A 21,837-nucleotide genomic window follows, 5' to 3' on the forward strand; every position below is an offset into this window, starting at 1 on the left:
TTCATAAGCGTGTTCTGTGCAATGAGGGCATATACCCGAGTTTCAATAGCCGATCAGAAATTTCCTACTAAAAAAGTCAACGATTCAGTTGGGCTGAACTTTGTTCCGGCGTCTATCCTCAGAAGCCTTGCAGGCAAAAACCACGACGGCGCGGCATTTCGCGCCCGATTTGAAGGAGGCACACATGGCTATCGTGAAGAAGGCATCCGCACATTGGGAAGGTGACCTGAAAACCGGCATCGGCTCGATTTCCACCGAAACCGGCGTCCTGCGGGAAGCGCCCTACGGCTTCAAGGCGCGCTTCGAGGGCGGCAAGGGCACCAATCCGGAAGAACTGATCGGCGCCGCTCATGCAGGTTGTTTCTCCATGGCGTTCTCGATGATTCTCGGTGACGCCGGGCTCAAGGCCGACAGCATCGACACCCAGGCGGAGGTCACACTGGATCAGGTGGATGGCGGCTTTGCGATCACCGCAGTGAAACTGATCCTCAAGGCAAAAATCCCGGGAGCAACCCAGGCGCAGTTCGAAGAATTGAGCAACAAGGCCAAGGAAGGTTGCCCGGTGTCCAAGGTGCTGAATGCGAAGATCACTCTCGACGCGTCGCTGGTTGGCTGACGGGATTGAGCCGGATCAGAACCCGCCAGGCAAAAATGTGGTCGTATAAATGACAGCAGCTTTCGCGCATCTTCGTGCGCGCTGCTTCGATGGAGCTTCAACCATGAAACGTTTTGCCTTGGCGGTTATCTGTGGCGTGTTGGCAACCTCGGCCTTCGCAGCGCCCAAAGACTGCGAAGAACTCAAGCAAGAGATCGAAATCAAGATTCAGGCGAATGCCGTGCCCTCCTACACCCTGGAGATTGTCTCCAGGGAGGAGGCTGAAAAACACGACGTCGCCATGATCGTCGGCACCTGCGACAACGGCACCAAAGCCATCATCTATCAGAAGAATGACCGCTGATGCGCCTCAGATGATGCAGTTGACCTCACGGTCCTCGGCGACGATTTCCCGCTTGTCGTTGTACAGGCGGGCACTCGGGGTAAACGCCAACGAACGGCCTTCCAGCCTGTAACGCTGTCCCGCCTCGAAATGATCGTAGCGGATGGTCAGATAGCACAGCCGCTCAACGGGGCCGGTCATCAGGCTGCCGCCTCCGCCGAACACTTCAAAGTCGAAGCGCACCCGTAACTCGTGGCTGCCGGGGGTGACCTGGAAAAAACGCCCGTCAGTCAGCCGCTGGTTGTCGAGGCGCTCGGCCATCAGCAGTTTCCCGCCGGGGGACGGCGTCGAGAATTCGACCCAGGCCATATTGGGATCGACGGGGGGCAACGGTGTCTGGCAACCAGTGAGCAAGCCTGCGGCCAGCAACAGCATCAACGTGCGCATGATGGATGTCCGTGAGTTCGGACATCCAGCATAACGCCGATCAGGTTCGCTGGCAGCCCGCCGGCGTGCCCTGTCCCACCACGTTGCGTTGTTGATCGTAGAGCTTGGCCCATGGACGGAAACCGATGCTTCCCGCCTGCAACTGATAACGCTGGCCGGCATTGAAATCCTTGAATTTCACGTTCAACTGACAATCGCGCCACAGCGGCTCGGCATCCGGGCCGATGTTGGTCGCTTCGACCGGGAATTGATAACGCACCCTCAACTCATGGCTGCCGGGCAGCACTTCGAAGTAACGGTGATCGACGGCCGCCTTGTTGTCGACTTCCAGCGCCTGCAGCGCCGTGTCCTGTTGCCGGGCATCCAGATCGATCCAGGCTTGCGAGGGGTCAGGGGTCGGCATTCCGAATCCGGCACAACCGGCAAGCGTCAGCACGCTTCCTGTCAGTATCAACATGCGCATAGCGAAGCTCCAATGGGCGGGATAGTCTTGGGAAGACTTTCCGGGGGATTTTTTATTTTGATCAGGCCGCTTCCAAGCCATGGGTTACTTGATCGCGTTTTGCGGATTTTGTTTCCGGGTGTGATGATTTTGTTGCTCAACGGTTGCTCAAGCCTGAGCTATTACAGCCAGCTGGCCAGCGGTCAGTTGCAGCTTTTGCGGGCGCGGGAGCCGGTGGCCAAGGTGATCGCCGACCCGGCTCGCGACGCCAGACTGCGCACTCACCTGGCCCAGTCACAAAAAGCCCGGGCCTTCGCCAGCGAACACCTGCACCTGCCGGACAACCAAAGCTATCGCCTCTACGCCGACATCGGTCGGCCGTTTGTCGTGTGGAATGTGTTCGCCACCCCGGAATTTTCCCTGAGCCCGCAGAACCATTGCTTCCCGATTGCCGGCTGCGTGGCCTATCGCGGCTATTACAGCCAGAGCACAGCGCGGGGCGAAGCCGCGATTCAGCGCCTGCAAGGCATGGATGTGTCGATCGGCGGCGTCGAGGCCTACTCGACTTTGGGCTGGTTCAACGACCCGATCCTCAATTCGATGATGGGCTGGGGCGACGAGCGTCTGGCGACGCTGATCTTCCACGAACTGGCCCACCAGCGTTTCTATGTGAAGGACGACACTGAGTTCAACGAGTCCTTCGCGACCTTCGTCGAGCAGGAAGGTACGCGGCAGTGGCGAGCGTTTCGGGGCTTGCCCCCGGAAAACGACTCGAAGCTGAAACAACGGGATCAGTTCATTCAGTTGATCCTCGATACCCGCTCACGACTTGAACAGCTCTATGCACAACCGCTGGCGACGACGCAGATGCGCGAGCGCAAGGCGGCGGAGTTCGAACGGTTTCGACACGACTACCGAGCGATGCGCGATGGCCAGTGGGCTGGAGACAAACGCTATGACGCCTGGGTCAATGCGCCATTGAACAACGCACGGCTGTTGCCGTTCGGGCTGTATGACCAGTGGGTGCCGGCGTTTGCGGCGTTGTTCAGGCAGGTCGAAGGGAATTGGGTCAGGTTTTACGCAGAGGTCGAGAAGTTGGGTGGCTTGCCAGTCGTTGAGCGTAAGTCGGCTTTGAAAGTGCTGGCAGACTCATAAATCTACAGCGGCATTTTTGGCTCCATCGCGAGCAAGCTCGCTCCCACAAGGACAGTGTTTCAGCAGTGGTACTCGGTTTCCTGTGGGAGCGGGCTTGCCCGCGAAGGCGATATCACTGGCGCTGCAAAAACGCCTGATGCAGCTCCGCCAGCGTCTCGAAGTGATAAGCCGGCGCTTCGGCACTCAGCTCCTCATGGCTGCCAAAACCGTAACCCACGGCCGCCGCATCCAACCCGTTACTGCGAGCACCGATCAGGTCGTGCTTGCGGTCACCGATCATCAATGTATTGGCCGGATCCAGCCCTTCCTCGGCGATCAGGTGGGCAATCAACTCGACCTTGTTGGTGCGGGTGCCGTCGAGTTCGCTGCCGTAGATCACTTTGAAGTGTTTGGCGAAATCGAAGTGCCGGGCGATTTCCCGGGCGAACACCCACGGCTTCGACGTCGCGATATACAGCTGCCGGCCCTGGCCGCTCAGGGTTTCCAGCAACGGCGTGACGCCTTCGAACACCCGGTTCTCGTACAGGCCGGTGACCTTGAAGCGCTCGCGATAGAAATTCACCGCCTCCCACGCCTTGGCTTCGTCGAAACCATAAAACTGCATGAACGCCTGCAACAGCGGCGGGCCGATGAAGTGTTCCAGTTTGCTCAGGTCCGGCTCATCGATGCCGAGGTTGCTCAAGGCGAACTGGATGGAGCGGGTGATGCCTTCACGCGGGTCGGTGAGAGTGCCATCGAGGTCGAACAGTACGGTCTGGTAATGCATGAAAAATCCCGGGCAATAGAGAGAAAAGTCAGAGCTGGTCGTAGCCTTCGGCCAGATGCAGATCCTTGAGCTTCACGTAGTTCGCCGCGCTGTAGGTAAAAAAGGCGTTTTCCTTGTCGGTCAGCGGGCGAACCTGTTTCACCGGGCTGCCCACGTACAGAAAACCGCTTTCCAGACGCTTGCCAGGTGGCACCAGGCTGCCGGCGCCGATGATCACGTCGTCCTCGACCACCGCGCCGTCCATGACAATGCTGCCCATGCCGATCAACACGCGGCTGCCGACGGTGCAACCGTGGAGCATGACCTTGTGGGCGATGGTCACGTCATCGCCGATCAGCAGCGGGAAGCCATCCGGGTTGAACGGGCCGGCGTGGGTGATGTGCAACACGCAGCCATCCTGCACGCTGGTGCGTGCGCCGATGCGGATGCGGTGCATGTCGCCGCGGATCACGGTCAGCGGCCAAACGGAGCTGTCTTCGCCGATTTCGACGTCGCCGATCACCACCGCCGAGCCGTCGACAAAAGCGCCTGTGCTCAAGCGTGGGGTGTGATTCTGGTACTTGCGAAGGGACACGATTGGTTCTCTCTCTGTCGCCGATAGCTGCGGTGGGTGTCGATTGTAATTAAGATGGGCGCATGTTTCTTCCAGCCAAGGTGCCAACCGTGAGCGTGAACAACCCTCTTCTGCAGTCCTACGACCTGCCGCCGTTCTCCGCGATCCGTGCCGAACACGTGCAGCCGGCCATCGAAACCATCCTGGCCGACAACCGCGCCGCCATCGCCGAAATCCTCAAGACCCAGGGCCGGAACCCGACCTGGGCCGGGCTGGTGCTGGCGATGGACGAGCTCAATGATCGCCTGGGCGCTGCCTGGAGCCCGGTCAGCCACCTCAATGCCGTGTGCAACAGCGCCGAACTGCGTGAAGCCTACGAGGCTTGCCTGCCGGCATTGAGCGCCTATTCCACCGAGATGGGCCAGAACCGCGAGCTGTTCCAGGCCTATGAAGCCCTGGCCAACAGTCCGGAAGCCGCCGGTTTTGACGTGGCGCAGAAAACTATCCTGGAACACGCCCTGCGCGATTTCCGCCTGTCGGGTATCGATCTGCCGGAAGCCGAACAGAAGCGTTACGCCGAAGTGCAGAGCAAGCTGTCCGAGCTGGGCAGCCGCTTTTCCAACCAGTTGCTCGACGCCACTCAGGCCTGGACCAAGCACCTGACCGACGAAGCCGCCCTCGCCGGCCTGACCGACTCGGCCAAGGCGCAAATGGCTGCCGCCGCACAGGCCAAAGGTCTCGATGGCTGGCTGATCACCCTGGAATTCCCGAGCTACTACGCGGTGATGACCTACGCCCAGGACCGCGCGCTGCGTGAAGAAGTCTACGCCGCCTACTGCACCCGTGCGTCGGATCAAGGTCCGAATGCCGGCCAGAACGACAACGGCCCGGTGATGGACGAAATCCTCGACCTGCGTCAGGAGCTGGCCAAACTGCTCGGTTTCTCCAGTTTCTCCGAGCTGAGCCTGGCCACCAAAATGGCCGAATCCAGCGATCAGGTGCTGAGCTTCCTGCGCGACCTGGCCAAGCGCAGCAAACCGTTTGCCGCCCAGGATCTGCAACAGCTCAAGGCTTACGCCGCCGAGCAGGGCTGTGCCGATCTGCAAAGCTGGGACAGCGGTTTCTATGGCGAAAAACTCCGTGAACAACGCTACAGCGTCGCCCAGGAAACCTTGCGCGCCTACTTCCCGATCGACAGGGTATTGGGCGGACTGTTCGCCATCGTCCAGCGTCTGTACGGCATCGAAATCGCCGAACTGAAAGGCTTCGACACCTGGCATCCGGACGTGCGCCTGTTCGAAATCAAGGAAAACGGCCAGCACGTCGGCCGCTTCTTCTTCGACCTCTACGCCCGCGCCAACAAGCGCGGCGGTGCCTGGATGGACGGCGCCCGCGACCGTCGCCGCACCATTGACGGCGTGCTGCAAAGCCCGGTGGCCAACCTGGTGTGCAACTTCACCCCGGCCGACAGCGGCAAACCTGCGCTGCTGACCCACGATGAAGTCACCACCCTGTTCCACGAATTCGGCCATGGCCTGCATCACCTGCTGACCCGCGTCGAACATGCCGGTGTATCCGGCATCAACGGTGTGGCGTGGGACGCGGTCGAGCTGCCGAGCCAGTTCATGGAAAACTGGTGCTGGGAGCCGGAAGGTCTGGCGCTGATTTCCGGCCACTACGAAACCGGCGAGCCGCTGCCACAGGATCTGCTGGAAAAAATGCTCGCGGCCAAGAACTTCCAGTCCGGCCTGATGATGGTGCGTCAGCTGGAGTTCTCGCTGTTCGACTTCGAACTGCACGCCACCCACGGTGACGGTCGCAGCGTTGCGCAGGTTCTGGAAAGCGTGCGCAACGAAGTCTCGGTGATGCGCCCTCCGGCCTATAACCGCTTCCCGAACAGCTTCGCGCACATCTTCGCCGGCGGTTATGCGGCGGGTTACTACAGCTACAAATGGGCGGAAGTGCTGTCGGCGGATGCCTTCTCCAGGTTCGAAGAGGACGGCGTGCTCAACGCCGACACCGGTCGCGCCTTCCGCGAAGCGATTCTGGCCCGCGGTGGTTCGCAGGAGCCGATGGTGCTGTTCGTCGACTTCCGTGGCCGTGAGCCGTCGATTGACGCACTCTTGCGCCACAGCGGCCTGAGTGAGGACGCGGCAGCATGAGTGAGGCGCCCGTGAAGACCAAAAAACGCTTTATCGCCGGGGCGGTCTGCCCGGCGTGCAGCGAGCCGGACAAACTGATGATGTGGAGCGAGGACGATGTCCCGCACCGCGAATGCGTGGCGTGCGGCTACAGCGATACGCTCAATGCCCAAGGGTTGTCGGTTCCGAAGGAACTGGGTACGCGGGTCAACACCAGCGCGCTCAAGCCTGCCCCGGACAAGACGGTTCAGGCGGTGCAGTTCTTCCCGAACCCGAAACTGAAGAAAAAGCCCGACGAGCAACACTGATCCAGAACCACCTTCTGCCGAATACCGGTGGAAGGTGGTATTGGCTTAACACCTGTCCCCCGCACTTGCTTCGTAGGCTGGCCTTTTGCGCCACGCCTCGAAGGAAGCTGCCATGCCCGATACCAATCCCCTCCTGCAACACTGGATCCTGCCACCCTGGCCAGCGATTCGCGCCGAGCACCTGCTGCCGGCCGTCAACCGCATCATTGCCGACAATCGACAAATCATCGCCCAGGTTATCGCCAGCCAGGCCGAACACCCCGGCTGGGACGATCTGGTAGTGAGTATCGATGAGGCCGATGCCCGCCTCGATGAAGTCCGCTCGATTCTCGAAACGTTGTCGATAGCCAGGTCCGACGATGCAGTCTGGCTTGTAGAAAGCGCCAAGGCATATCTGGCGATCAATCAGTACCATGCTGAAAATGCCCTCAATCGCCCGTTGTACGAGACCTATCAGCGTCTGGCGCAAAGTTCGATCGCCGGGAGTTTCGATGAATCGCGCACTATCGTTCTGGCGGGGATTGTGCGCCGATTCAAGCAGTCGGGCATTGAGCTTGCGACTCAACAGCAACAGGAACTGGCGCGGTTGAACCTCGAGATCGGCGGGTTGGAGTTCGCGTTTCTGGAAAACCTCGAATGCTGGGCCGAGGCGTGGAGCAAACGTATCGACGATATTGCGCTGCTCGCGGGCCTGTCGCAGGCGATGAAGGATCGTCTGGCTCTCACCGCACGCCAGGCCGGCCATGACGGCTGGCTGATCCGACTGGACCAGAACACCTGCCAGCACATCCTCAAGTACGCCGAGAACCGCGCGTTGCGACAGGAATGCTACGTTGCCTACATGACCCGTGCCTCTGATCGGGGCCCGCTGGCCGGACGCTTCGATAACGGCCCGGTGCTCGCGGGGCTGCTCGCCTTGCGCCAGCAGAAAGCCCGTTTGCTCGGCCATGAAAACGCCGCGCAATTGAGCCTGGCAAATAACAGCGCCGGGACCACGGCGTGGGTCAGTGATTTTCTCCAGCGTCAGGCGATGCATCTGGTACCGACTCTCGCGCAGGATGCAGAACAACTGGCAGCCTTTGCGCAGCAACGCGGGATCGACCGGGTCCAGCCGTGGGATGAAGATTTCCTCGCCGAACAATGGCGCCAGCAGCAGTTTCCCGGCGCACTGGAAAACCTGCGTGATTACTTTCCGCTCGAGGGCACCCTGCGCAGGCTTTTTCTGTTCTGCGAGCGGATGTTCGGGATCCGCATCGTCGAACAGTCCGGCGGCGGGCGCTGGCATGCCAATGTCCGTCTGCTGGAAGTCAGCGAGCATGAGCAAGTGGTCGGCTACATCTACCTCGATCCGTTTCATCGCGAAAACGCGGTGGACTTCCCCGGCACCTCCACATTGCGCAATCGTCGGATCAACGCCGAAGGCCGTCCGGCGCTACCGATTGCCCTGCTCTACAGCAATTTCACACCGGCCACCGCCTCCCATCCATGCCGGCTCGAAATCGACGATCTGCAGGTGCTGTTTCATGAGTTTGGCCACTGCCTCCAGCACGTGCTGACGCGCTCGCCCCATCACAGCCTGTCCGGCATCCTGCAACTGGGCCATGAAGCGGCGGAGTTTTCCGGGAAACTGTTCGAGCAATGGTGTCTATCGCGAGAGTTTGTGCTGTGGCTCGGCGCGCACTTTCAGACCGGCGAGCGCTTGAGCGCCGCGCGGGTCGACGCGGCACTGTCAGCCAGTCAGGCCCATTCCAGCCGGCAACGGGCCTTATTGCTGATGGGGGCGATGATCGATTTCGAGCTGCACCTGACCCACGGCGACGGCCGCTCGACCGAGGAGGTGTGCACTGAAGCGCAACGCCGCCTCGGCCATCTGCGACTGCCGGACGATCACCGGTTCGCCAATGGATTCGATTACATGGTGACCCAGTACGACGCTTCGGTTTACGCCTACATCTGGTCGGACGTACTGGCCAAGGAAGCGTTCAAGCGCTTCAGCCGCGACTGGGTGTTCAACGCGCAAACCGGTCGAGAGTTTCGTGCAATGTTCTTTTCGCCGGGTGCGGGGCGCCCGTTACTGGACGCGGTGGAAACGTTCATCGGCCGGCAAGTTACCGGCCTCGTTGACGGAGAAGCCGGGCGAGTTACTTCAGATTGACCGTCTGAAACCAGCTCTTCATCGAGCACGTGGCAAACGCGCTGGTGCTGCAATCACCATTGGCCAGCGCAGTGCGCAATTTGTCGACATCGGCCTGCATCACGTAGCGCACGCCGTCCTTGAAATGGCCGCTTTCGCCGAAACCGCCCTGGGTCATTTCGTTCAGGGCGTCTTCCTTGCTCCAGCCCTGCACGACGATCCGGTACATCGCCGCCATCAGGCCGGTGCGATCGGAGCCGTGCTTGCAGTGCATCAACACCGGGCCGTCGGCTTCGGCGGACTGGATTGCACGCAGAGTCTTGAGCACATCACTGTCGTCCACGTGATTGGTGCGATAGGGCAATTGCACCTGATGGATACCGGGAGCCTTGAGCCAGTTGGAATCCGCTTCCGGCAGGAAGTTGATGACCGTGGCCACCTTCAGCTTGTTCAGCAACGGTACCGCGCCGTCGTCGGGAAGCGCACTGCGGTACAGCGTGGGCGACATCTGGAACAGGTTGTATTGCACTTCTACCGGCTGCGCCCATTCGACGGGACGAGAAGCCGGGGTTTGCGCAGCCTGAGCAGGAATCCAGCTGAACAGCGCAAGGAGCGACAAACAAAATGCGGAGGAATAACGCGTCAGGAACATGCTTTGCGGCGACCGTGTGGGTTTCGTCAGAGAGGGCCTCAGCTTGCGAGCCACGCAGTCAAATCCCTGTGAGGCGCTTGTAAAAGAATCGTGAAGACACCGGGTTCCCTGGTCGAAATGCGCTCTTTTTTGGCTTGATCGGTTCATCTCGTTGCTTAGCCTGCTACCATTTGTCACATGATGTTGCAGACGCGTCCCCTCTTTCCCTGTCATTCCGGCCACGTCGCAGCCAGAAAATTCTTGAGTCGTTCGCAGAAACGGCTGACAACCATCAATGCCTGATGAGGTGCATCCCCCATGTCTGATGAAGATCGAGACAACCCGCGGCGTGACTTTTTGCGCAAATCCCTGACCCTGATTCCGGTCGTCACCCTCGCCGGCAGCGGTCTGGGCAGCACGGTGCTGCAAGCCGCGCCTGAAAGCGCGCCTGCCCCGGCAAAAGCGGCCGCCGTTGAAGCCAGCCCTTATCAGCCGAGCTACTTCACTGCCGAAGAGTGGGCGTTCATCAATGCCGCTGTCGCGCAATTGATCCCCAACGATGCGCAGGGTCCGGGTGCACTCGAAGCCGGCGTGCCGGAATACATCGACCGTCAGATGAACACGCCGTACGCCGCCGGTGCCCTTTGGTACATGCAGGGCCCGTTCAATGCCGACGCTGCGCCGGAGATGGGCTGGCAGAGCAAACTGGTGCCGAAAGAGATCTATCGCCTTGGCATCGCCGCCACGGATCAGTGGGCAAAATCCATCAACGGTAAAACATTTGCCGAGCAAGACAGCGCTACCCGAGACGATATGCTCAAGCAGCTTGAAGCTGGAAAACCGCAATTCGACGCTGTTCCGGCGAAGATTTTCTTCAGCCTTTTGCTGCAAAACACCAAGGAAGGGTTCTTCTGCGACCCGATCCACGGCGGCAATAAAGGCATGGTCGGCTGGACCATGATCGGCTTCCCCGGCGCCCGCGCCGATTTCATGGATTGGGTGGAACGCAACGAGCAGTACCCCTTCCCGGCAGTTTCGATTCGCGGCGAGAGGGCGTGAGCATGGCAACGGTAATGAAGAAGGTCGACGCAGTGATCGTCGGTTTCGGCTGGACAGGCGCGATCATGGCCAAGGAGCTGACCGAGGCAGGCCTCAACGTGCTGGCGCTGGAACGCGGGCCGATGCAGGACACCTACCCGGACGGCAACTATCCCCAGGTGATCGACGAACTCACCTACAGCGTGCGCAAAAAACTCTTTCAGGACATCTCCAAGGAAACCGTCACCATCCGCCACAGCGTCAACGACATCGCCCTGCCGAACCGCCAGTTGGGCGCGTTCCTGCCGGGCAATGGCGTGGGCGGCGCCGGGCTGCACTGGTCGGGCGTGCACTTTCGCGTCGACCCGATCGAGCTGCGCATGCGCAGCCACTACGAAGAGCGCTACGGCAAAAGCTTCATCCCCAAGGACATGACCATCCAGGACTTCGGTGTCAGCTATGAAGAGCTGGAGCCGTTCTTCGACTTCGCCGAAAAAGTCTTCGGCACCTCCGGCCAGGCCTGGACCGTCAAAGGCCAGTTGGTCGGTCAAGGCAAGGGCGGCAACCCGTACGCCCCGGATCGTTCGAACCCGTTTCCGCTGGAAGCGCAGAAGAACACGGTTTCCGCACAGCTGTTCGGCAAAGCGGCTACGGAGGTGGGTTACAAACCCTACAACCTGCCTTCCGCCAATACGTCGGGTCCGTACACCAATCCTTACGGCGCACAAATGGGTCCGTGTAACTTCTGCGGTTTCTGCAGCGGTTACGTCTGCTACATGTACTCCAAAGCGTCGCCGAACGTGAATATTCTGCCGGCGCTGAAGCCGCTGCCGAACTTCGAACTGCGGCCCAATGCCCACGTTCTGCGGGTCAACCTCGACAGCACGAAAACCAAAGCCACCGGCGTCACCTACATCGACGGCCAGGGCCGCGAGATCGAGCAACCGGCCGATCTGGTAATCCTCGGCGCGTTCCAGTTGCACAACGTGCGCCTGATGCTGCTCTCCGGCATCGGCAAACCGTACGACCCGGTCAGCGGTGAAGGCGTAGTCGGGCGCAACTTCGCTTACCAGAACATGGCCACCATCAAGGCGTTCTTCGACAAGGACACCCACACCAACAACTTCATCGGTGCCGGCGGCAACGGTGTGGCGGTGGATGACTTCAACGCCGACAACTTCGATCACGGACCACATGGTTTCGTCGGTGGCTCGCCGATGTGGGTCAACCAGGCCGGCAGCCGACCGATCGCCGGCACCTCCAACCCGCCGGGCACGCCGGCCTGGGGCAGCGCGTGGAAACGCGCGACCGCCGATTACTACACCCACCAGGTGTCGATGGACGCCCACGGTGCGCATCAATCCTACCGTGGCAACTACCTCGATCTGGATCCGGTGTACCGCGATGCCTACGGCATGCCGCTGCTGCGGATGACGTTCGACTGGCAGGAAAACGACATCAAGATGAACCGCTTCATGGTCGAGAAAATGGGCAAGATCGCCGAGGCCATGGGCCCGAAGGCCATCGCCGTGATCGGCAAGAAGGTCGGCGACCACTTCAACACTGCGTCGTACCAGACCACCCACCTCAACGGTGGCGCGATCATGGGCACCGATCCGAAGACCAGCGCGCTCAATCGCTATCTGCAAAGCTGGGACGTGCACAACGTGTTCGTTCCGGGCGCCTCGGCGTTCCCGCAAGGCCTGGGTTACAACCCGACCGGCCTGGTCGCCGCGCTGACCTACTGGTCGGCGAAAGCGATTCGCGAGCAATACCTGAAAAACCCCGGCCCGCTGGTTCAGGCTTAAGGAGCGATGACCATGAAAACTCTCGTTATCGCGACCCTGGCCCTGCTCGGCAGCACGGCCGTTCATGGCGCAGAAGTTGATCAATCCCTGATCAAACAAGGCGAATACCTCGCCCGCGCCGGCGACTGTGTGGCCTGCCACACGGCCAAGGACGGCAAGCCGTTCGCCGGTGGCCTGCCGATGGAAACCCCGATCGGCACAATCTACTCGACCAACATCACCCCGGACAAAACCGGCGTCGGTGACTACAGCTTCGAGGACTTCGACCAGGCCGTGCGGCATGGCGTGGCCAAAAACGGCAGTACCTTGTACCCGGCGATGCCGTACCCGTCCTACGCCCGCGTCAGCGAAACCGATATGCAGGCGCTCTACGCCTACTTCATGCACGGCGTTGCCCCAGTGGCACAGGAAAACAAAGCCAGCGATATTCCGTGGCCACTGAGCATGCGCTGGCCGCTGACGGGCTGGCGCTGGCTGTTCGCGCCGAAAGTCGAGGATTACAAAGCCGCGTCCGACGATGCCGTGGTCAGCCGTGGGGCGTATCTGGTGGAAGGCCTCGGACATTGCGGCGCCTGCCATACGCCACGAGCCCTGACCATGCAGGAAAAATCCCTGAGCGCGGCCGAAGGCAACAGTTTTCTGTCAGGCAGTGCGCCGCTGGAAGGCTGGATCGCCAAGAGCCTGCGCGGCGACCACAAGGACGGTCTCGGCAGCTGGAGCGAAGAGCAACTGGTGCAGTTCCTCAAGACCGGTCGCAGCGACCGCAGCGCGGTGTTCGGCGGCATGAGCGACGTGGTCACCCACAGCATGCAGTACATGAGCGACGCCGACCTGACCGCGATTGCCCGTTACCTGAAATCGCTGCCGGCCAATGACCCTGCCGACCAGCCGCACCAGTACGACGAGAAAGCTGCCAAGGCCTTGTGGAACGGGGATGACAGCCAACGTGGCGCGTCGGTGTACATCGATAACTGCGCGGCATGCCACCGTACTGACGGCCACGGCTACACCCGGGTGTTCCCGGCGCTGGCGGGCAACCCGGTGCTGCAATCGGATGACCCGACGTCGCTGATCCACATCGTGCTCAAGGGCGGTACCCTGCCGGCAACGCACACGGCGCCGTCCACCTTCACCATGCCTGGCTTCGCCTGGCGCCTGTCGGATCAGGAAGTGGCGGATGTGGTGAGCTTTATTCGTGGAAGTTGGGGTAACAAGGCATCGGCCATTACAGCCAAAGATGTTGCAAAGTTACGCACGGACGACATGACCACCACATCAACCGGCGATCTTGGACAAGTCACCAGTCATAACTAAAAAAACAACCCCTGCATGAATAAACATGCAGGGGTTATATATTCAACCGCTGTTACGGATTGGTAATGCTGACGTAGGCTTTAGCCAGGGCAATCAGTTTGGCTCGATCCTGCTCACCCACTTCTCCATCCCGATCCACATCGTGATTCAAACGGTCAAGACTGAAGGTACGCCCGCCGTCGCTGGACGTAGCGGTAACAAAAATCGGGTCCACCAGCATTTCAGTCTGCTGGCGAGCCTCGGCATCCCAGCCCAGTTCCTTGCGCGCCAGTTGCATGGAAACCAGTGTATTGGGCTCCGAAGGACCGGGTTGCATCATTTGCAGAAAAATTCCACGAGAATTAAAAAACGACATTATCAAATCCCTTTGTCTTTCATTTGATCAAGTGTTGTAAAGCGAAGTGGATGCTAGGGATATCAACAACAAACCACCAGCCAACTTGTGTTTCTTTAATTTGCACTCGAATAAAGTTCGTTATTTAAATAGGTAAGTAACTAACCCTGTCAATTATCAATCGACGCCGAACGGTAGTGGATCATCCGGCCTTCGACGGATACTGTATGCATATACAGATCAAGGAAACCCGTCATGACCACCCCCTTGCCCCCGCGCGGTCGCGGCACCGCCACCAACCCGCACAACCGCTTTGCGCCGAGTCGTTCGGTGGCCGAGGATGACGGCTGGTATCAGGAAGTACCCGTGACCCAGGGCACCGAAGTCAGTTTTGAAACCGCGAAGACCATCATCACCCGCAACACCTCGCCGGACCTGCCCTTCGACCGTTCGATCAATCCCTATCGCGGTTGCGAGCATGGCTGCATTTATTGCTACGCACGGCCCAGCCACGCCTATTGGGACATGTCGCCGGGGCTGGATTTCGAAACGAAGCTGATCGCCAAGACCAACGCCGCCCAGGTGCTGGAAGAACAGCTGGGGAAAAAAGGCTACCAATGTGCGCCGATCAACCTTGGTTCCAACACCGATCCCTATCAGCCGATCGAACGTGAACACCGGATCACCCGCCAGACCCTCGAAGTACTGCTGCGCTACCGGCATCCGGTGACCATCGTCACCAAGGGTTCGCTGATCCTGCGCGATCTCGACCTGCTCACCGAACTGGCGCAACAGCGGTTGGTGGCAGTGATGATCAGCCTCACGACCCTGGACGATGAACTCAAACGCATCCTCGAACCCCGCGCCGCCGCGCCCAAGGCCCGGCTGCGGGCGATCCGGGTCATGCGCGAGGCAGGGATTGCGGTGGGTGTGCTGTGTTCACCGATGATTCCGATGATCAACGACAGCGAAATCGAAAGCCTGCTGACCGAAGCCCATGCCGCCGGCGCCCAAAGCGCAGCCTACATGATGCTGCGGCTGCCGCTGGAAGTGGCGCCGCTGTTCGAGGAGTGGCTTGAGGCTCACTACCCGCAGCGCGCGGCCCATGTACTGAGCCTGATTCGCCAGAGCCGTGGCGGCGAGCTGTACGACAGCCGTTTCGGCGCCAGGATGCGCGGTGAAGGGCCGTTTGCCGACCTGCTCGCCCAGCGTTTCGCCAAAGCATTGAAACGCCTTGGGCTCAATCATCGCGAAGGCTTCAACCTCGATTGCACGGCCTTCTGTCCGCCGGGGCGCCAGATGGCGCTGATTTAGAAATTATTGGCCCTCTGATTGAGAGGAAGGAATGCCAGGCCCGGTTTACGTCAGTCACGTTTTTTGTGACCTGGAACACACGTTCTAGAGCGCTTCATTCAGTTTGAGTTAAGTTTCGGCGGTTACCTTGTTCATCGAGTGACTGATGGGTCGGGATGGCCCGGATGTTCTGAACAGCCACTGGCTTCACACCGGAATACACGGGAACGACTCCCCGAATCCGCCAATGAGGATGAATCATGAGTGACAAGGATAATCAGCCGTTGGCTGCGTCGGCGCCAGCCGCCTCCGTGGCGGAATCCGCCGATGCAGCGTTGAAGCATATCGTTGACGGTTTTTTGCATTTTCATCATGAGGTCTTCCCGCAGCAGGAAGAACTCTTCAAGAAACTCGCCACGGCCCAGTCGCCAAGGGCGATGTTCATCACCTGCGCGGACTCGCGCATCGTGCCCGAACTGATCACCCAGAGTTCGCCCGGCGATCTGTTCGTGACCCGTAACGTCGGCAACGTCGTGCCACCCTACGGCCAGATGAACGGCGGCGTTTCCACCGCCATCGAATACGCGGTACTGGCCCTTGGCGTGCAGCACATCATCATTTGCGGCCACTCCGATTGCGGCGCCATGCGCGCAGTGCTCAATCCGGGCAGCCTGGAAAAAATGCCGACGGTCAAAGCCTGGCTGCGCCACGCCGAAGTGGCGAAAACCATGGTGCATGACAACTGCAACTGCACCGACGAAAAAGAAAGCATGCCGATCCTCACCGAGGAGAACGTCATCGCCCAACTGCAGCACTTGCGTACCCATCCTTCGGTAGCCTCGCGAATGGCGAACGGTCATCTGTTCATCCATGGCTGGGTCTACAACATCGAAACCAGCGAAATCAAGGCTTACGACGCGGATCAGGGTTGCTTCCTGCCGCTCGACGGCAGCCATCCGATCCCGGTGGCGACGCCCAAAGCGCGCTTCTGAATCCTCCTAAAAATCTGTGTGGTTTGACGCCGGCCGCTGTTTCAGCGGCCCGGCATCGCCACGCCTGAAGAAAACTTCGGGAGTATCGCCATGCGTGCGGCTCAATTGAAAGCTGTGTTGCCACGGGAGCTGCTCGCTTCAGTGGTTGTGTTTCTGGTCGCCCTGCCACTGTGCATGGGCATTGCCATTGCGTCAGGGCTGCCGCCGGCCAAAGGCCTGATCACCGGGATCATCGGCGGTCTGGTGGTGGGCTGGCTGGCGGGTTCGCCGTTGCAGGTCAGCGGGCCGGCGGCGGGTCTGGCGGTGCTGGTGTTCGAGCTGGTGCGCCAGCACGGCATCGAAATGCTCGGGCCAATCCTGCTGCTCGCCGGTTTCCTGCAACTGGTAGCGGGACGCCTGAAACTCGGTTGCTGGTTCCGGGTCACGGCGCCAGCGGTGGTATACGGCATGCTTGCCGGGATTGGCGTGCTGATCGTGCTCTCGCAGGTGCATGTGATGCTCGACGCTTCGCCCAAACCCTCCGGCCTCGACAACCTCACGGCTTTCCCCGGCGCGGTGGCGCAGGCCTTGCCGTCCGTTGGCTGGCAGGCCGGGTTGCTCGGGCTGTCGACCATCGCCGTGATGTGGCTGTGGGAGAAATTCCGCCCGCATTCGCTGCGCTTCATTCCAGGGGCGTTGCTTGGTGTCGGCCTGGCGACAGGTGCCAGTCTGCTGCTGGCGTTGCAGGTCAAACGTGTTGAAGTGCCGGCGAATCTGGCCGAAGCCATCGACTGGCTGAAACCGGCGGATCTGCTCAGCCTGGCTGACCCGACGCTGCTGATCGCCGCGTTCGCCGTGGCCTTCATTGCCAGCGCCGAAACCCTGCTGTCCGCCGCCGCAGTGGATCGCATGCACAGCGGCCCGCGTTCGGATTTCGACCGTGAACTGTCGGCACAAGGCGTCGGCAATATGCTCTGTGGTCTGGTCGGCGCACTGCCGATGACCGGGGTGATCGTACGCAGTTCGGCCAACGTCCAGGCCGGTGCCACCACGCGTTACTCGACGATTTTTCATGGCCTGTGGCTGCTGGCCTTTGTGCTATTGCTGTCGAGCCTGTTGCAGAGCATTCCGGTGGCGAGTCTGGCGGGCGTCCTGGTCTACACCGGCTTCAAACTGGTGGATCTCAAGGCGTTCCGTGGTCTGGGCCGCTATGGCCGGATGCCGATGTTTACCTACGCCGCCACGGCGCTGGCGATCATCTTCACTGACCTGTTGACCGGCGTGCTGATCGGTTTCGGCCTGACCCTGGTGAAACTGGCGTTCAAGGCCTCGCGCCTGAAAATCAGCCTGATCGATCTGCCGCAGGAAGGGGAAATGGAGTTGCGTCTGGTGGGCGCGGCAACGTTCCTCAAAGTGCCGGCACTGACTCAGGTGCTGGGCAGCATTCCGCCGGGCACGACGGTGCATGTGCCGCTCAACAATCTGAGCTACATCGACCATTCGTGTCTGGAACTGCTCGAAGAGTGGGGCCGGGCGAATGCGGCCAAGGGGGCGAAACTGTTGATCGAGTCGCGCGGGTTGAAACGCAGGCTTGAGGGACGGATCCGCACCACCACCGGGATCGGTGCGGCGGGCTGAAAACATTCGGGGGAACAGAGCAATCTGTTCCCCCAATCGTTTGCGCAGAGATCAAGCCGCAGGCTGATCCAGCTCCAGGCCCACGCCCAGACGGCGGCTCATGCACGGCCAGCGTTTCCACGCCGCGCCGGTGTCCGGGCTGCTGAGTTTCTCGCGGTAGGCTTCCACCGACTCCAGCGCAAAGCTGTCGTCGTCGAGCATGCTGTCCACTGCGTGATGCACCACTTCGTCGAGTTGGTTGGCAAACTCCTCACCGATCAACTGGTGAGCAATCAGATTGGCGACCGTCATGTCCAATGGGATCAGTGGCTGGCCGAAATGCTTGATGTACAGGTCGTTGACCTCTTCGACAAAACGGTGTGCCAGATAGGCCTCGTCCAGCAGACTGTCCAGGCCCACGGGCGGCTGGATGAAGTACTGTTCGGCGATTTTCAGCACCGGTTTGATCTGCGACTCGATTCCCGCTTCCCTGGCGACTTCATTGGCTGCATCCAGCAGGTCTGGCACTTCGTCGATGTAGGCGGCGACAAAACGCGTCAGCACGCCGTTGGCGTCGGTTTCCGGCAACTGGATGGCCGGGTGCAGGTGTTGCAGTTGGGCTTCCAGCTGACGGGTCAGCTTTCCGGTTTCAATCTCGTGTTGTCGGGCTATATGTATTTGCTCGCGCAATGCGGCGGTGTTCATGAAAACTCCAGGAAACAAGGCAATGAAATAGGGAAGACATAACTTAGCTGGCTTACGAAAAATGCTAAGACGCATTTGTCATAATTATTTCATCCTTGATGCACCGGCGTTATATCGGTTTGCCACCACTCGTCTGCATCCTTCTCCATCCGTGCCCTTGAACGCAAGTGCCAGCTGTTTCATTCGATTTACGTCCGCACATTGCATTTTTCAGCGGCTGTCTATACTCGCCAATGAATGGAGTTAGCTGATGACGCCCGACTGCCCACGCAGCAAGGCCCGGCGATTCAAGTTCGTAGTCTGATGCAGCCGCTCCCTTGCCTCTGGTGAAAGCCGGCGGGATAACAAGAACGATAAGGGGAACCCGCAATGATGCGACATCCACACGTCTGGATGGGCCTCCTGTTGTGGTCGATTTTCAGCCCGGCGCAAGCTGCCTGGACTGTGAATATGGCGCCTGGAGCGACTGAAATCAGTCACGCAGTATTCGACCTGCACATGACCATTTTCTGGATCTGTGTGGTAATCGGGATCATCGTCTTCGGCGCCATGTTCTGGTCGATGATGGTGCACCGCCGTTCTACCGGGCAGGTCGCCGCAAAATTCCACGAAAGCACCACCGTCGAAATTCTCTGGACCGTCGTCCCGCTGCTGATCCTGGTGGCGATGGCCGTTCCGGCGACCGCGACCCTGATCAAGATGTACGACACCAGTGAGCCGGATATCGATATCCAGATCACCGGCTATCAGTGGAAGTGGCACTACAAATACCTGGGCCAGGACGTCGAGTTCTTCAGCAACCTGGCCACGCCCGCCGAACAGATCCACAACAAGGAAGCCAAGGGCGAGCATTACCTGCTCGAGGTCGACAAGCCGCTGGTGCTGCCGACTGGCGCCAAGGTGCGCTTCCTCGTGACCTCCGCTGACGTGATCCACTCCTGGTGGGTGCCGGCCTTCGCGGTCAAGCGCGATGCGATTCCCGGATTCGTCAACGAAGCCTGGACCCGCATCGACAAGCCCGGCATTTACCGAGGCCAGTGTGCCGAGCTGTGCGGCAAGGATCACGGCTTCATGCCGATCGTGGTCGACGTCAAAGACAAGGCCGATTACGACAAATGGCTCGCCGAACGCAAGGCCGAAGCGATGCAGCTCAAGGAGCTGACCAGCAAGGAATGGACCCTCGACGAGCTCAAGGAACGTGGCGACAAGATCTACCACACCACCTGCGTCGCCTGTCACCAGGCTGAGGGCCAGGGCCTGCCGCCGATGTTCCCTGCGCTCAAGGGCTCGAAAATCGCCACCGGTCCGAAAGAGGCGCACCTGAGCATTGTCTTCCACGGCAAGCCCGGCACCGCCATGGCGGCGTTCGGCAAGCAACTCTCGGAAGTCGATATCGCAGCGGTCGTGACCTACGAACGTAACGCCTGGGGCAACAACAAGGGCGACATGGTCACGCCAAAAGAAGTGCTGGAGCTGAAACAGGCGGAAAGCAAATGAGCCGGTCTATTGCGAACTTCGTGAACCGGTCGGAGCCCTGCGCCCCGGCCTGCCCAGTCCACTCACATGAAGGAGACCGGCCATGAGCGCTGTCATCGATGACCACGGTCATGCCGACCACGACCACGCACACGGCCCCGCCAAAGGCCTGATGCGCTGGGTGCTGACCACCAACCACAAGGACATCGGCACGCTGTACCTGTGGTTTGCGTTCTGCATGTTCCTGCTCGGCGGCTCGTTCGCCATGGTGATCCGCGCCGAGCTGTTCCAACCCGGCCTGCAGATCGTCGAGCCGGCGTTCTTCAACCAGATGACCACCATGCATGGCCTGGTCATGGTGTTCGGTGCGGTGATGCCGGCGTTCGTCGGTCTCGCCAACTGGATGATCCCATTGATGATCGGCGCGCCGGACATGGCCCTGCCGCGGATGAACAACTTCAGCTTCTGGCTGCTGCCGGCGGCGTTCCTGCTGCTGGTCTCGACCCTGTTCACCCCCGGTGGCGGGCCGAACTTCGGCTGGACGTTCTATGCCCCCCTTTCCACCACCTACGCGCCGGAAAGCGTGACGTTCTTCATCTTCGCCATCCACCTGATGGGGATCAGTTCGATCATGGGCGCGATCAACGTGATCGCCACCATCCTCAACCTGCGCGCCCCCGGCATGACCCTGATGAAAATGCCGCTGTTCGTCTGGACCTGGCTGATCACCGCGTTCCTGCTGATCGCGGTGATGCCGGTGCTGGCCGGGTGCGTGACGATGATGCTGATGGACATCCACTTCGGCACCAGCTTCTTCAGTGCCGCCGGTGGCGGTGATCCGGTGCTGTTCCAGCATGTGTTCTGGTTCTTTGGCCACCCCGAGGTGTACATCATGATCCTGCCGGCCTTCGGCGCCGTCAGCCAGATCATCCCGACTTTCTCGCGCAAGCCGCTGTTCGGCTACACCTCGATGGTCTACGCCACGGCGAGCATCGCGTTTCTGTCGTTCATCGTCTGGGCGCACCACATGTTCGTGGTGGGCATTCCGCTGGTGGGCGAGTTGTTCTTCATGTACGCGACGATGCTGATCGCGGTGCCGACCGGGGTGAAGGTGTTCAACTGGGCCAGCACCATGTGGCAGGGTTCGATGACCTTCGAGACACCGATGCTGTTCGCCGTGGCGTTCGTGATCCTGTTCTCCATCGGCGGCTTCTCCGGGCTGATGCTGGCCATCGCCCCGGCCGACTTCCAGTACCAGGACACCTACTTCGTGGTCGCGCACTTCCACTACGTGCTGGTGCCGGGGGCGATCTTCGGGATCTTCGCGTCGGCCTATTACTGGCTGCCGAAATGGACCGGCCACATGTACGACGAAACCCTGGGCAAGCTGCATTTCTGGCTGTCCTTCGTCGGCATGAACCTGACGTTCTTCCCGATGCACTTCGTGGGCCTGGCGGGCATGCCCCGGCGGATTCCGGACTACAACCTGCAGTTCGCCGACTTCAACATGGTGTCGTCGATCGGCGCGTTCATGTTCGGCGCCACGCAGATCTTCTTCCTGTTCATCGTGATCAAGACCATCCGTGGCGGCGAACCGGCTCCGGCCAAACCGTGGGATGGCGCCGAAGGTCTGGAATGGAGCGTGCCGTCACCGGCGCCGTATCACACCTTCACCACGCCGCCGGAAGTGAAATGAATACTTTCTGCCTTGTGGAAACTCCTGTGGGAGCGGGCTTGCCCGCGATGACGGCCTGCCTGAAACACCG

21 protein-coding genes are annotated in these 21,837 nt (G+C 60.3%); 14 read left to right on the top strand and 7 right to left on the bottom strand.

The window, feature by feature from the left end; genetic code table 11:
- Positions 1–184 precede the first annotated feature (184 nt).
- Together CAF73_RS05570 and CAF73_RS05575 are read left to right on the top strand one after the other, a co-directional pair.
- Complete coding sequence (locus CAF73_RS05570; RefSeq protein WP_085690445.1) at positions 185–616, top strand: OsmC family protein; 432 nt, start codon at positions 185–187, stop codon at positions 614–616.
- Positions 617–719: 103 nt separating this feature from the next.
- Positions 720–959, top strand: a complete 240-nt coding sequence (locus CAF73_RS05575; RefSeq protein WP_085696501.1) for a DUF1161 domain-containing protein — start codon at positions 720–722, stop codon at positions 957–959.
- A gap of 6 nt (positions 960–965) precedes the next feature.
- On the opposite strand, the gene CAF73_RS05580 is transcribed toward CAF73_RS05575, so the two are convergent.
- Both CAF73_RS05580 and CAF73_RS05585 read right to left on the bottom strand, forming a co-directional pair.
- Positions 966–1,385 (bottom strand): hypothetical protein, encoded by a 420-nt coding sequence (locus tag CAF73_RS05580; protein WP_085696503.1) that lies wholly within the window; start codon positions 1,383–1,385, stop codon positions 966–968.
- A gap of 40 nt (positions 1,386–1,425) precedes the next feature.
- Positions 1,426–1,848 (bottom strand): hypothetical protein, encoded by a 423-nt coding sequence (locus CAF73_RS05585; RefSeq protein WP_085696508.1) that lies wholly within the window; start codon positions 1,846–1,848, stop codon positions 1,426–1,428.
- A gap of 57 nt (positions 1,849–1,905) precedes the next feature.
- Between CAF73_RS05585 and CAF73_RS05590 the strand changes: the two genes are divergently transcribed.
- Positions 1,906–2,982 (top strand): aminopeptidase, encoded by a 1,077-nt coding sequence (locus tag CAF73_RS05590; RefSeq protein WP_085702210.1) that lies wholly within the window; start codon positions 1,906–1,908, stop codon positions 2,980–2,982.
- Positions 2,983–3,094: 112 nt separating this feature from the next.
- On the opposite strand, the gene CAF73_RS05595 is transcribed toward CAF73_RS05590, so the two are convergent.
- Positions 3,095–3,748: an HAD family hydrolase gene (locus CAF73_RS05595; protein ID WP_085696512.1), complete on the bottom strand. Its 654-nt coding sequence runs from the start codon at positions 3,746–3,748 to the stop codon at positions 3,095–3,097.
- 28 nt (positions 3,749–3,776) lie between these two features.
- Positions 3,777–4,322, bottom strand: coding sequence for a gamma carbonic anhydrase family protein (locus tag CAF73_RS05600; protein ID WP_085696514.1), 546 nt, complete (start codon positions 4,320–4,322; stop codon positions 3,777–3,779).
- A gap of 62 nt (positions 4,323–4,384) precedes the next feature.
- Between CAF73_RS05600 and prlC the strand changes: the two genes are divergently transcribed.
- From prlC to CAF73_RS05615, 3 genes are all read left to right on the top strand, one after another.
- The gene (gene prlC / locus CAF73_RS05605) at positions 4,385–6,463 is read left to right on the top strand and encodes an oligopeptidase A (protein WP_176247709.1); all 2,079 of its coding nucleotides are present in this window, start codon (positions 4,385–4,387) and stop codon (positions 6,461–6,463) included.
- Positions 6,460–6,750 carry a YheV family putative zinc ribbon protein gene (locus CAF73_RS05610; RefSeq protein WP_007953955.1) on the top strand — a complete coding sequence of 97 codons (291 nt, stop codon included), beginning with the start codon at positions 6,460–6,462 and terminating at the stop codon, positions 6,748–6,750. The genes prlC and CAF73_RS05610 overlap by 4 nt, the downstream gene beginning before the upstream one ends.
- 112 nt (positions 6,751–6,862) lie before the next feature.
- Complete coding sequence (locus CAF73_RS05615) at positions 6,863–8,905, top strand: M3 family metallopeptidase (RefSeq protein ID WP_085702211.1); 2,043 nt, start codon at positions 6,863–6,865, stop codon at positions 8,903–8,905.
- On the opposite strand, the gene CAF73_RS05620 is transcribed toward CAF73_RS05615, so the two are convergent.
- A complete protein-coding gene (locus tag CAF73_RS05620; RefSeq protein WP_085702212.1) occupies positions 8,892–9,536 on the bottom strand; it encodes a dual specificity protein phosphatase family protein in 645 nt (214 codons plus the stop codon). The genes CAF73_RS05615 and CAF73_RS05620 overlap by 14 nt on opposite strands.
- A 297-nt stretch (positions 9,537–9,833) precedes the next feature.
- Here CAF73_RS05620 and CAF73_RS05625 point away from each other — a divergent pair, with 297 nt between their 5' ends.
- Genes CAF73_RS05625 through CAF73_RS05635 form a run of 3 tightly spaced genes read left to right on the top strand, consistent with a single transcriptional unit; the run spans position 9,834 to position 13,675 of the window.
- On the top strand, positions 9,834–10,574 hold the full coding sequence (locus CAF73_RS05625) for a gluconate 2-dehydrogenase subunit 3 family protein (protein ID WP_085702213.1): 741 nt from the start codon (positions 9,834–9,836) through the stop codon (positions 10,572–10,574).
- A gap of 2 nt (positions 10,575–10,576) precedes the next feature.
- Entirely contained in the window at positions 10,577–12,361 is a 1,785-nt protein-coding gene (locus CAF73_RS05630) for a GMC family oxidoreductase (RefSeq protein ID WP_085696522.1), read from the top strand.
- A 12-nt stretch (positions 12,362–12,373) separates the two neighbouring features.
- Entirely contained in the window at positions 12,374–13,675 is a 1,302-nt protein-coding gene (locus CAF73_RS05635; protein WP_085702214.1) for a cytochrome c, read from the top strand.
- Between the two features lie 52 nt (positions 13,676–13,727).
- Here CAF73_RS05635 and CAF73_RS05640 read toward each other — a convergent pair whose 3' ends face one another.
- On the bottom strand, positions 13,728–14,030 hold the full coding sequence (locus CAF73_RS05640) for a hypothetical protein (RefSeq protein ID WP_085702215.1): 303 nt from the start codon (positions 14,028–14,030) through the stop codon (positions 13,728–13,730).
- Positions 14,031–14,264: 234 nt separating this feature from the next.
- On the opposite strand from CAF73_RS05640, the gene CAF73_RS05645 reads away from it, so the two are divergent.
- The 3 genes from CAF73_RS05645 to CAF73_RS05655 all read left to right on the top strand — a co-directional run bounded on the left by CAF73_RS05645 (position 14,265) and on the right by CAF73_RS05655 (position 17,911).
- A complete protein-coding gene (locus CAF73_RS05645; RefSeq protein ID WP_085702216.1) occupies positions 14,265–15,323 on the top strand; it encodes a PA0069 family radical SAM protein in 1,059 nt (352 codons plus the stop codon).
- A 239-nt stretch (positions 15,324–15,562) separates the two neighbouring features.
- Positions 15,563–16,294, top strand: a complete 732-nt coding sequence (locus CAF73_RS05650) for a carbonic anhydrase (RefSeq protein ID WP_085696528.1) — start codon at positions 15,563–15,565, stop codon at positions 16,292–16,294.
- A gap of 90 nt (positions 16,295–16,384) precedes the next feature.
- The gene (locus tag CAF73_RS05655; RefSeq protein WP_085702217.1) at positions 16,385–17,911 is read left to right on the top strand and encodes a SulP family inorganic anion transporter; all 1,527 of its coding nucleotides are present in this window, start codon (positions 16,385–16,387) and stop codon (positions 17,909–17,911) included.
- 51 nt (positions 17,912–17,962) lie between these two features.
- Here the strand turns inward: CAF73_RS05655 and CAF73_RS05660 are convergent, their stop codons facing one another.
- Positions 17,963–18,595, bottom strand: coding sequence for a hypothetical protein (locus CAF73_RS05660; protein ID WP_007953981.1), 633 nt, complete (start codon positions 18,593–18,595; stop codon positions 17,963–17,965).
- A gap of 369 nt (positions 18,596–18,964) precedes the next feature.
- Between CAF73_RS05660 and coxB the strand changes: the two genes are divergently transcribed.
- Together coxB and ctaD are read left to right on the top strand one after the other, a co-directional pair.
- Positions 18,965–20,092: a cytochrome c oxidase subunit II gene (gene coxB / locus CAF73_RS05665; protein WP_085696530.1), complete on the top strand. Its 1,128-nt coding sequence runs from the start codon at positions 18,965–18,967 to the stop codon at positions 20,090–20,092.
- An 82-nt stretch (positions 20,093–20,174) separates the two neighbouring features.
- Positions 20,175–21,767, top strand: coding sequence for a cytochrome c oxidase subunit I (ctaD, locus tag CAF73_RS05670; RefSeq protein ID WP_085696532.1), 1,593 nt, complete (start codon positions 20,175–20,177; stop codon positions 21,765–21,767).
- Positions 21,768–21,837: the final 70 nt, after the last annotated feature.

This window comes from Pseudomonas sp. B15(2017) (genome assembly GCF_002113215.1).
In the GTDB taxonomy this organism is placed as follows: domain Bacteria; phylum Pseudomonadota; class Gammaproteobacteria; order Pseudomonadales; family Pseudomonadaceae; genus Aquipseudomonas.

Excerpts from the sequence above, each read along its gene's own strand:
- CAF73_RS05625 (WP_085702213.1), top strand. The coding sequence starts at position 9,834 with ATGTCTGATGAAGATCGAGACAACCCGCGGCGTGACTTTTTGCGCAAA.
- CAF73_RS05630 (WP_085696522.1), top strand. The coding sequence starts at position 10,577 with ATGGCAACGGTAATGAAGAAGGTCGACGCAGTGATCGTCGGTTTCGGC.
- CAF73_RS05660 (WP_007953981.1), bottom strand. The coding sequence starts at position 18,595 with ATGAACACCGCCGCATTGCGCGAGCAAATACATATAGCCCGACAACAC.
- ctaD (WP_085696532.1), top strand. The coding sequence starts at position 20,175 with ATGAGCGCTGTCATCGATGACCACGGTCATGCCGACCACGACCACGCA.
- CAF73_RS05645 (WP_085702216.1), top strand. The coding sequence starts at position 14,265 with ATGACCACCCCCTTGCCCCCGCGCGGTCGCGGCACCGCCACCAACCCG.
- coxB (WP_085696530.1), top strand. The coding sequence starts at position 18,965 with ATGATGCGACATCCACACGTCTGGATGGGCCTCCTGTTGTGGTCGATT.
- CAF73_RS05610 (WP_007953955.1), top strand. The coding sequence starts at position 6,460 with ATGAGTGAGGCGCCCGTGAAGACCAAAAAACGCTTTATCGCCGGGGCG.
- CAF73_RS05580 (WP_085696503.1), bottom strand. The coding sequence starts at position 1,385 with ATGCGCACGTTGATGCTGTTGCTGGCCGCAGGCTTGCTCACTGGTTGC.
- CAF73_RS05585 (WP_085696508.1), bottom strand. The coding sequence starts at position 1,848 with ATGCGCATGTTGATACTGACAGGAAGCGTGCTGACGCTTGCCGGTTGT.
- CAF73_RS05615 (WP_085702211.1), top strand. The coding sequence starts at position 6,863 with ATGCCCGATACCAATCCCCTCCTGCAACACTGGATCCTGCCACCCTGG.
- CAF73_RS05635 (WP_085702214.1), top strand. The coding sequence starts at position 12,374 with ATGAAAACTCTCGTTATCGCGACCCTGGCCCTGCTCGGCAGCACGGCC.
- CAF73_RS05650 (WP_085696528.1), top strand. The coding sequence starts at position 15,563 with ATGAGTGACAAGGATAATCAGCCGTTGGCTGCGTCGGCGCCAGCCGCC.
- CAF73_RS05620 (WP_085702212.1), bottom strand. The coding sequence starts at position 9,536 with ATGTTCCTGACGCGTTATTCCTCCGCATTTTGTTTGTCGCTCCTTGCG.
- CAF73_RS05575 (WP_085696501.1), top strand. The coding sequence starts at position 720 with ATGAAACGTTTTGCCTTGGCGGTTATCTGTGGCGTGTTGGCAACCTCG.
- CAF73_RS05640 (WP_085702215.1), bottom strand. The coding sequence starts at position 14,030 with ATGTCGTTTTTTAATTCTCGTGGAATTTTTCTGCAAATGATGCAACCC.
- prlC (WP_176247709.1), top strand. The coding sequence starts at position 4,385 with ATGTTTCTTCCAGCCAAGGTGCCAACCGTGAGCGTGAACAACCCTCTT.
- CAF73_RS05655 (WP_085702217.1), top strand. The coding sequence starts at position 16,385 with ATGCGTGCGGCTCAATTGAAAGCTGTGTTGCCACGGGAGCTGCTCGCT.
- CAF73_RS05570 (WP_085690445.1), top strand. The coding sequence starts at position 185 with ATGGCTATCGTGAAGAAGGCATCCGCACATTGGGAAGGTGACCTGAAA.
- CAF73_RS05595 (WP_085696512.1), bottom strand. The coding sequence starts at position 3,748 with ATGCATTACCAGACCGTACTGTTCGACCTCGATGGCACTCTCACCGAC.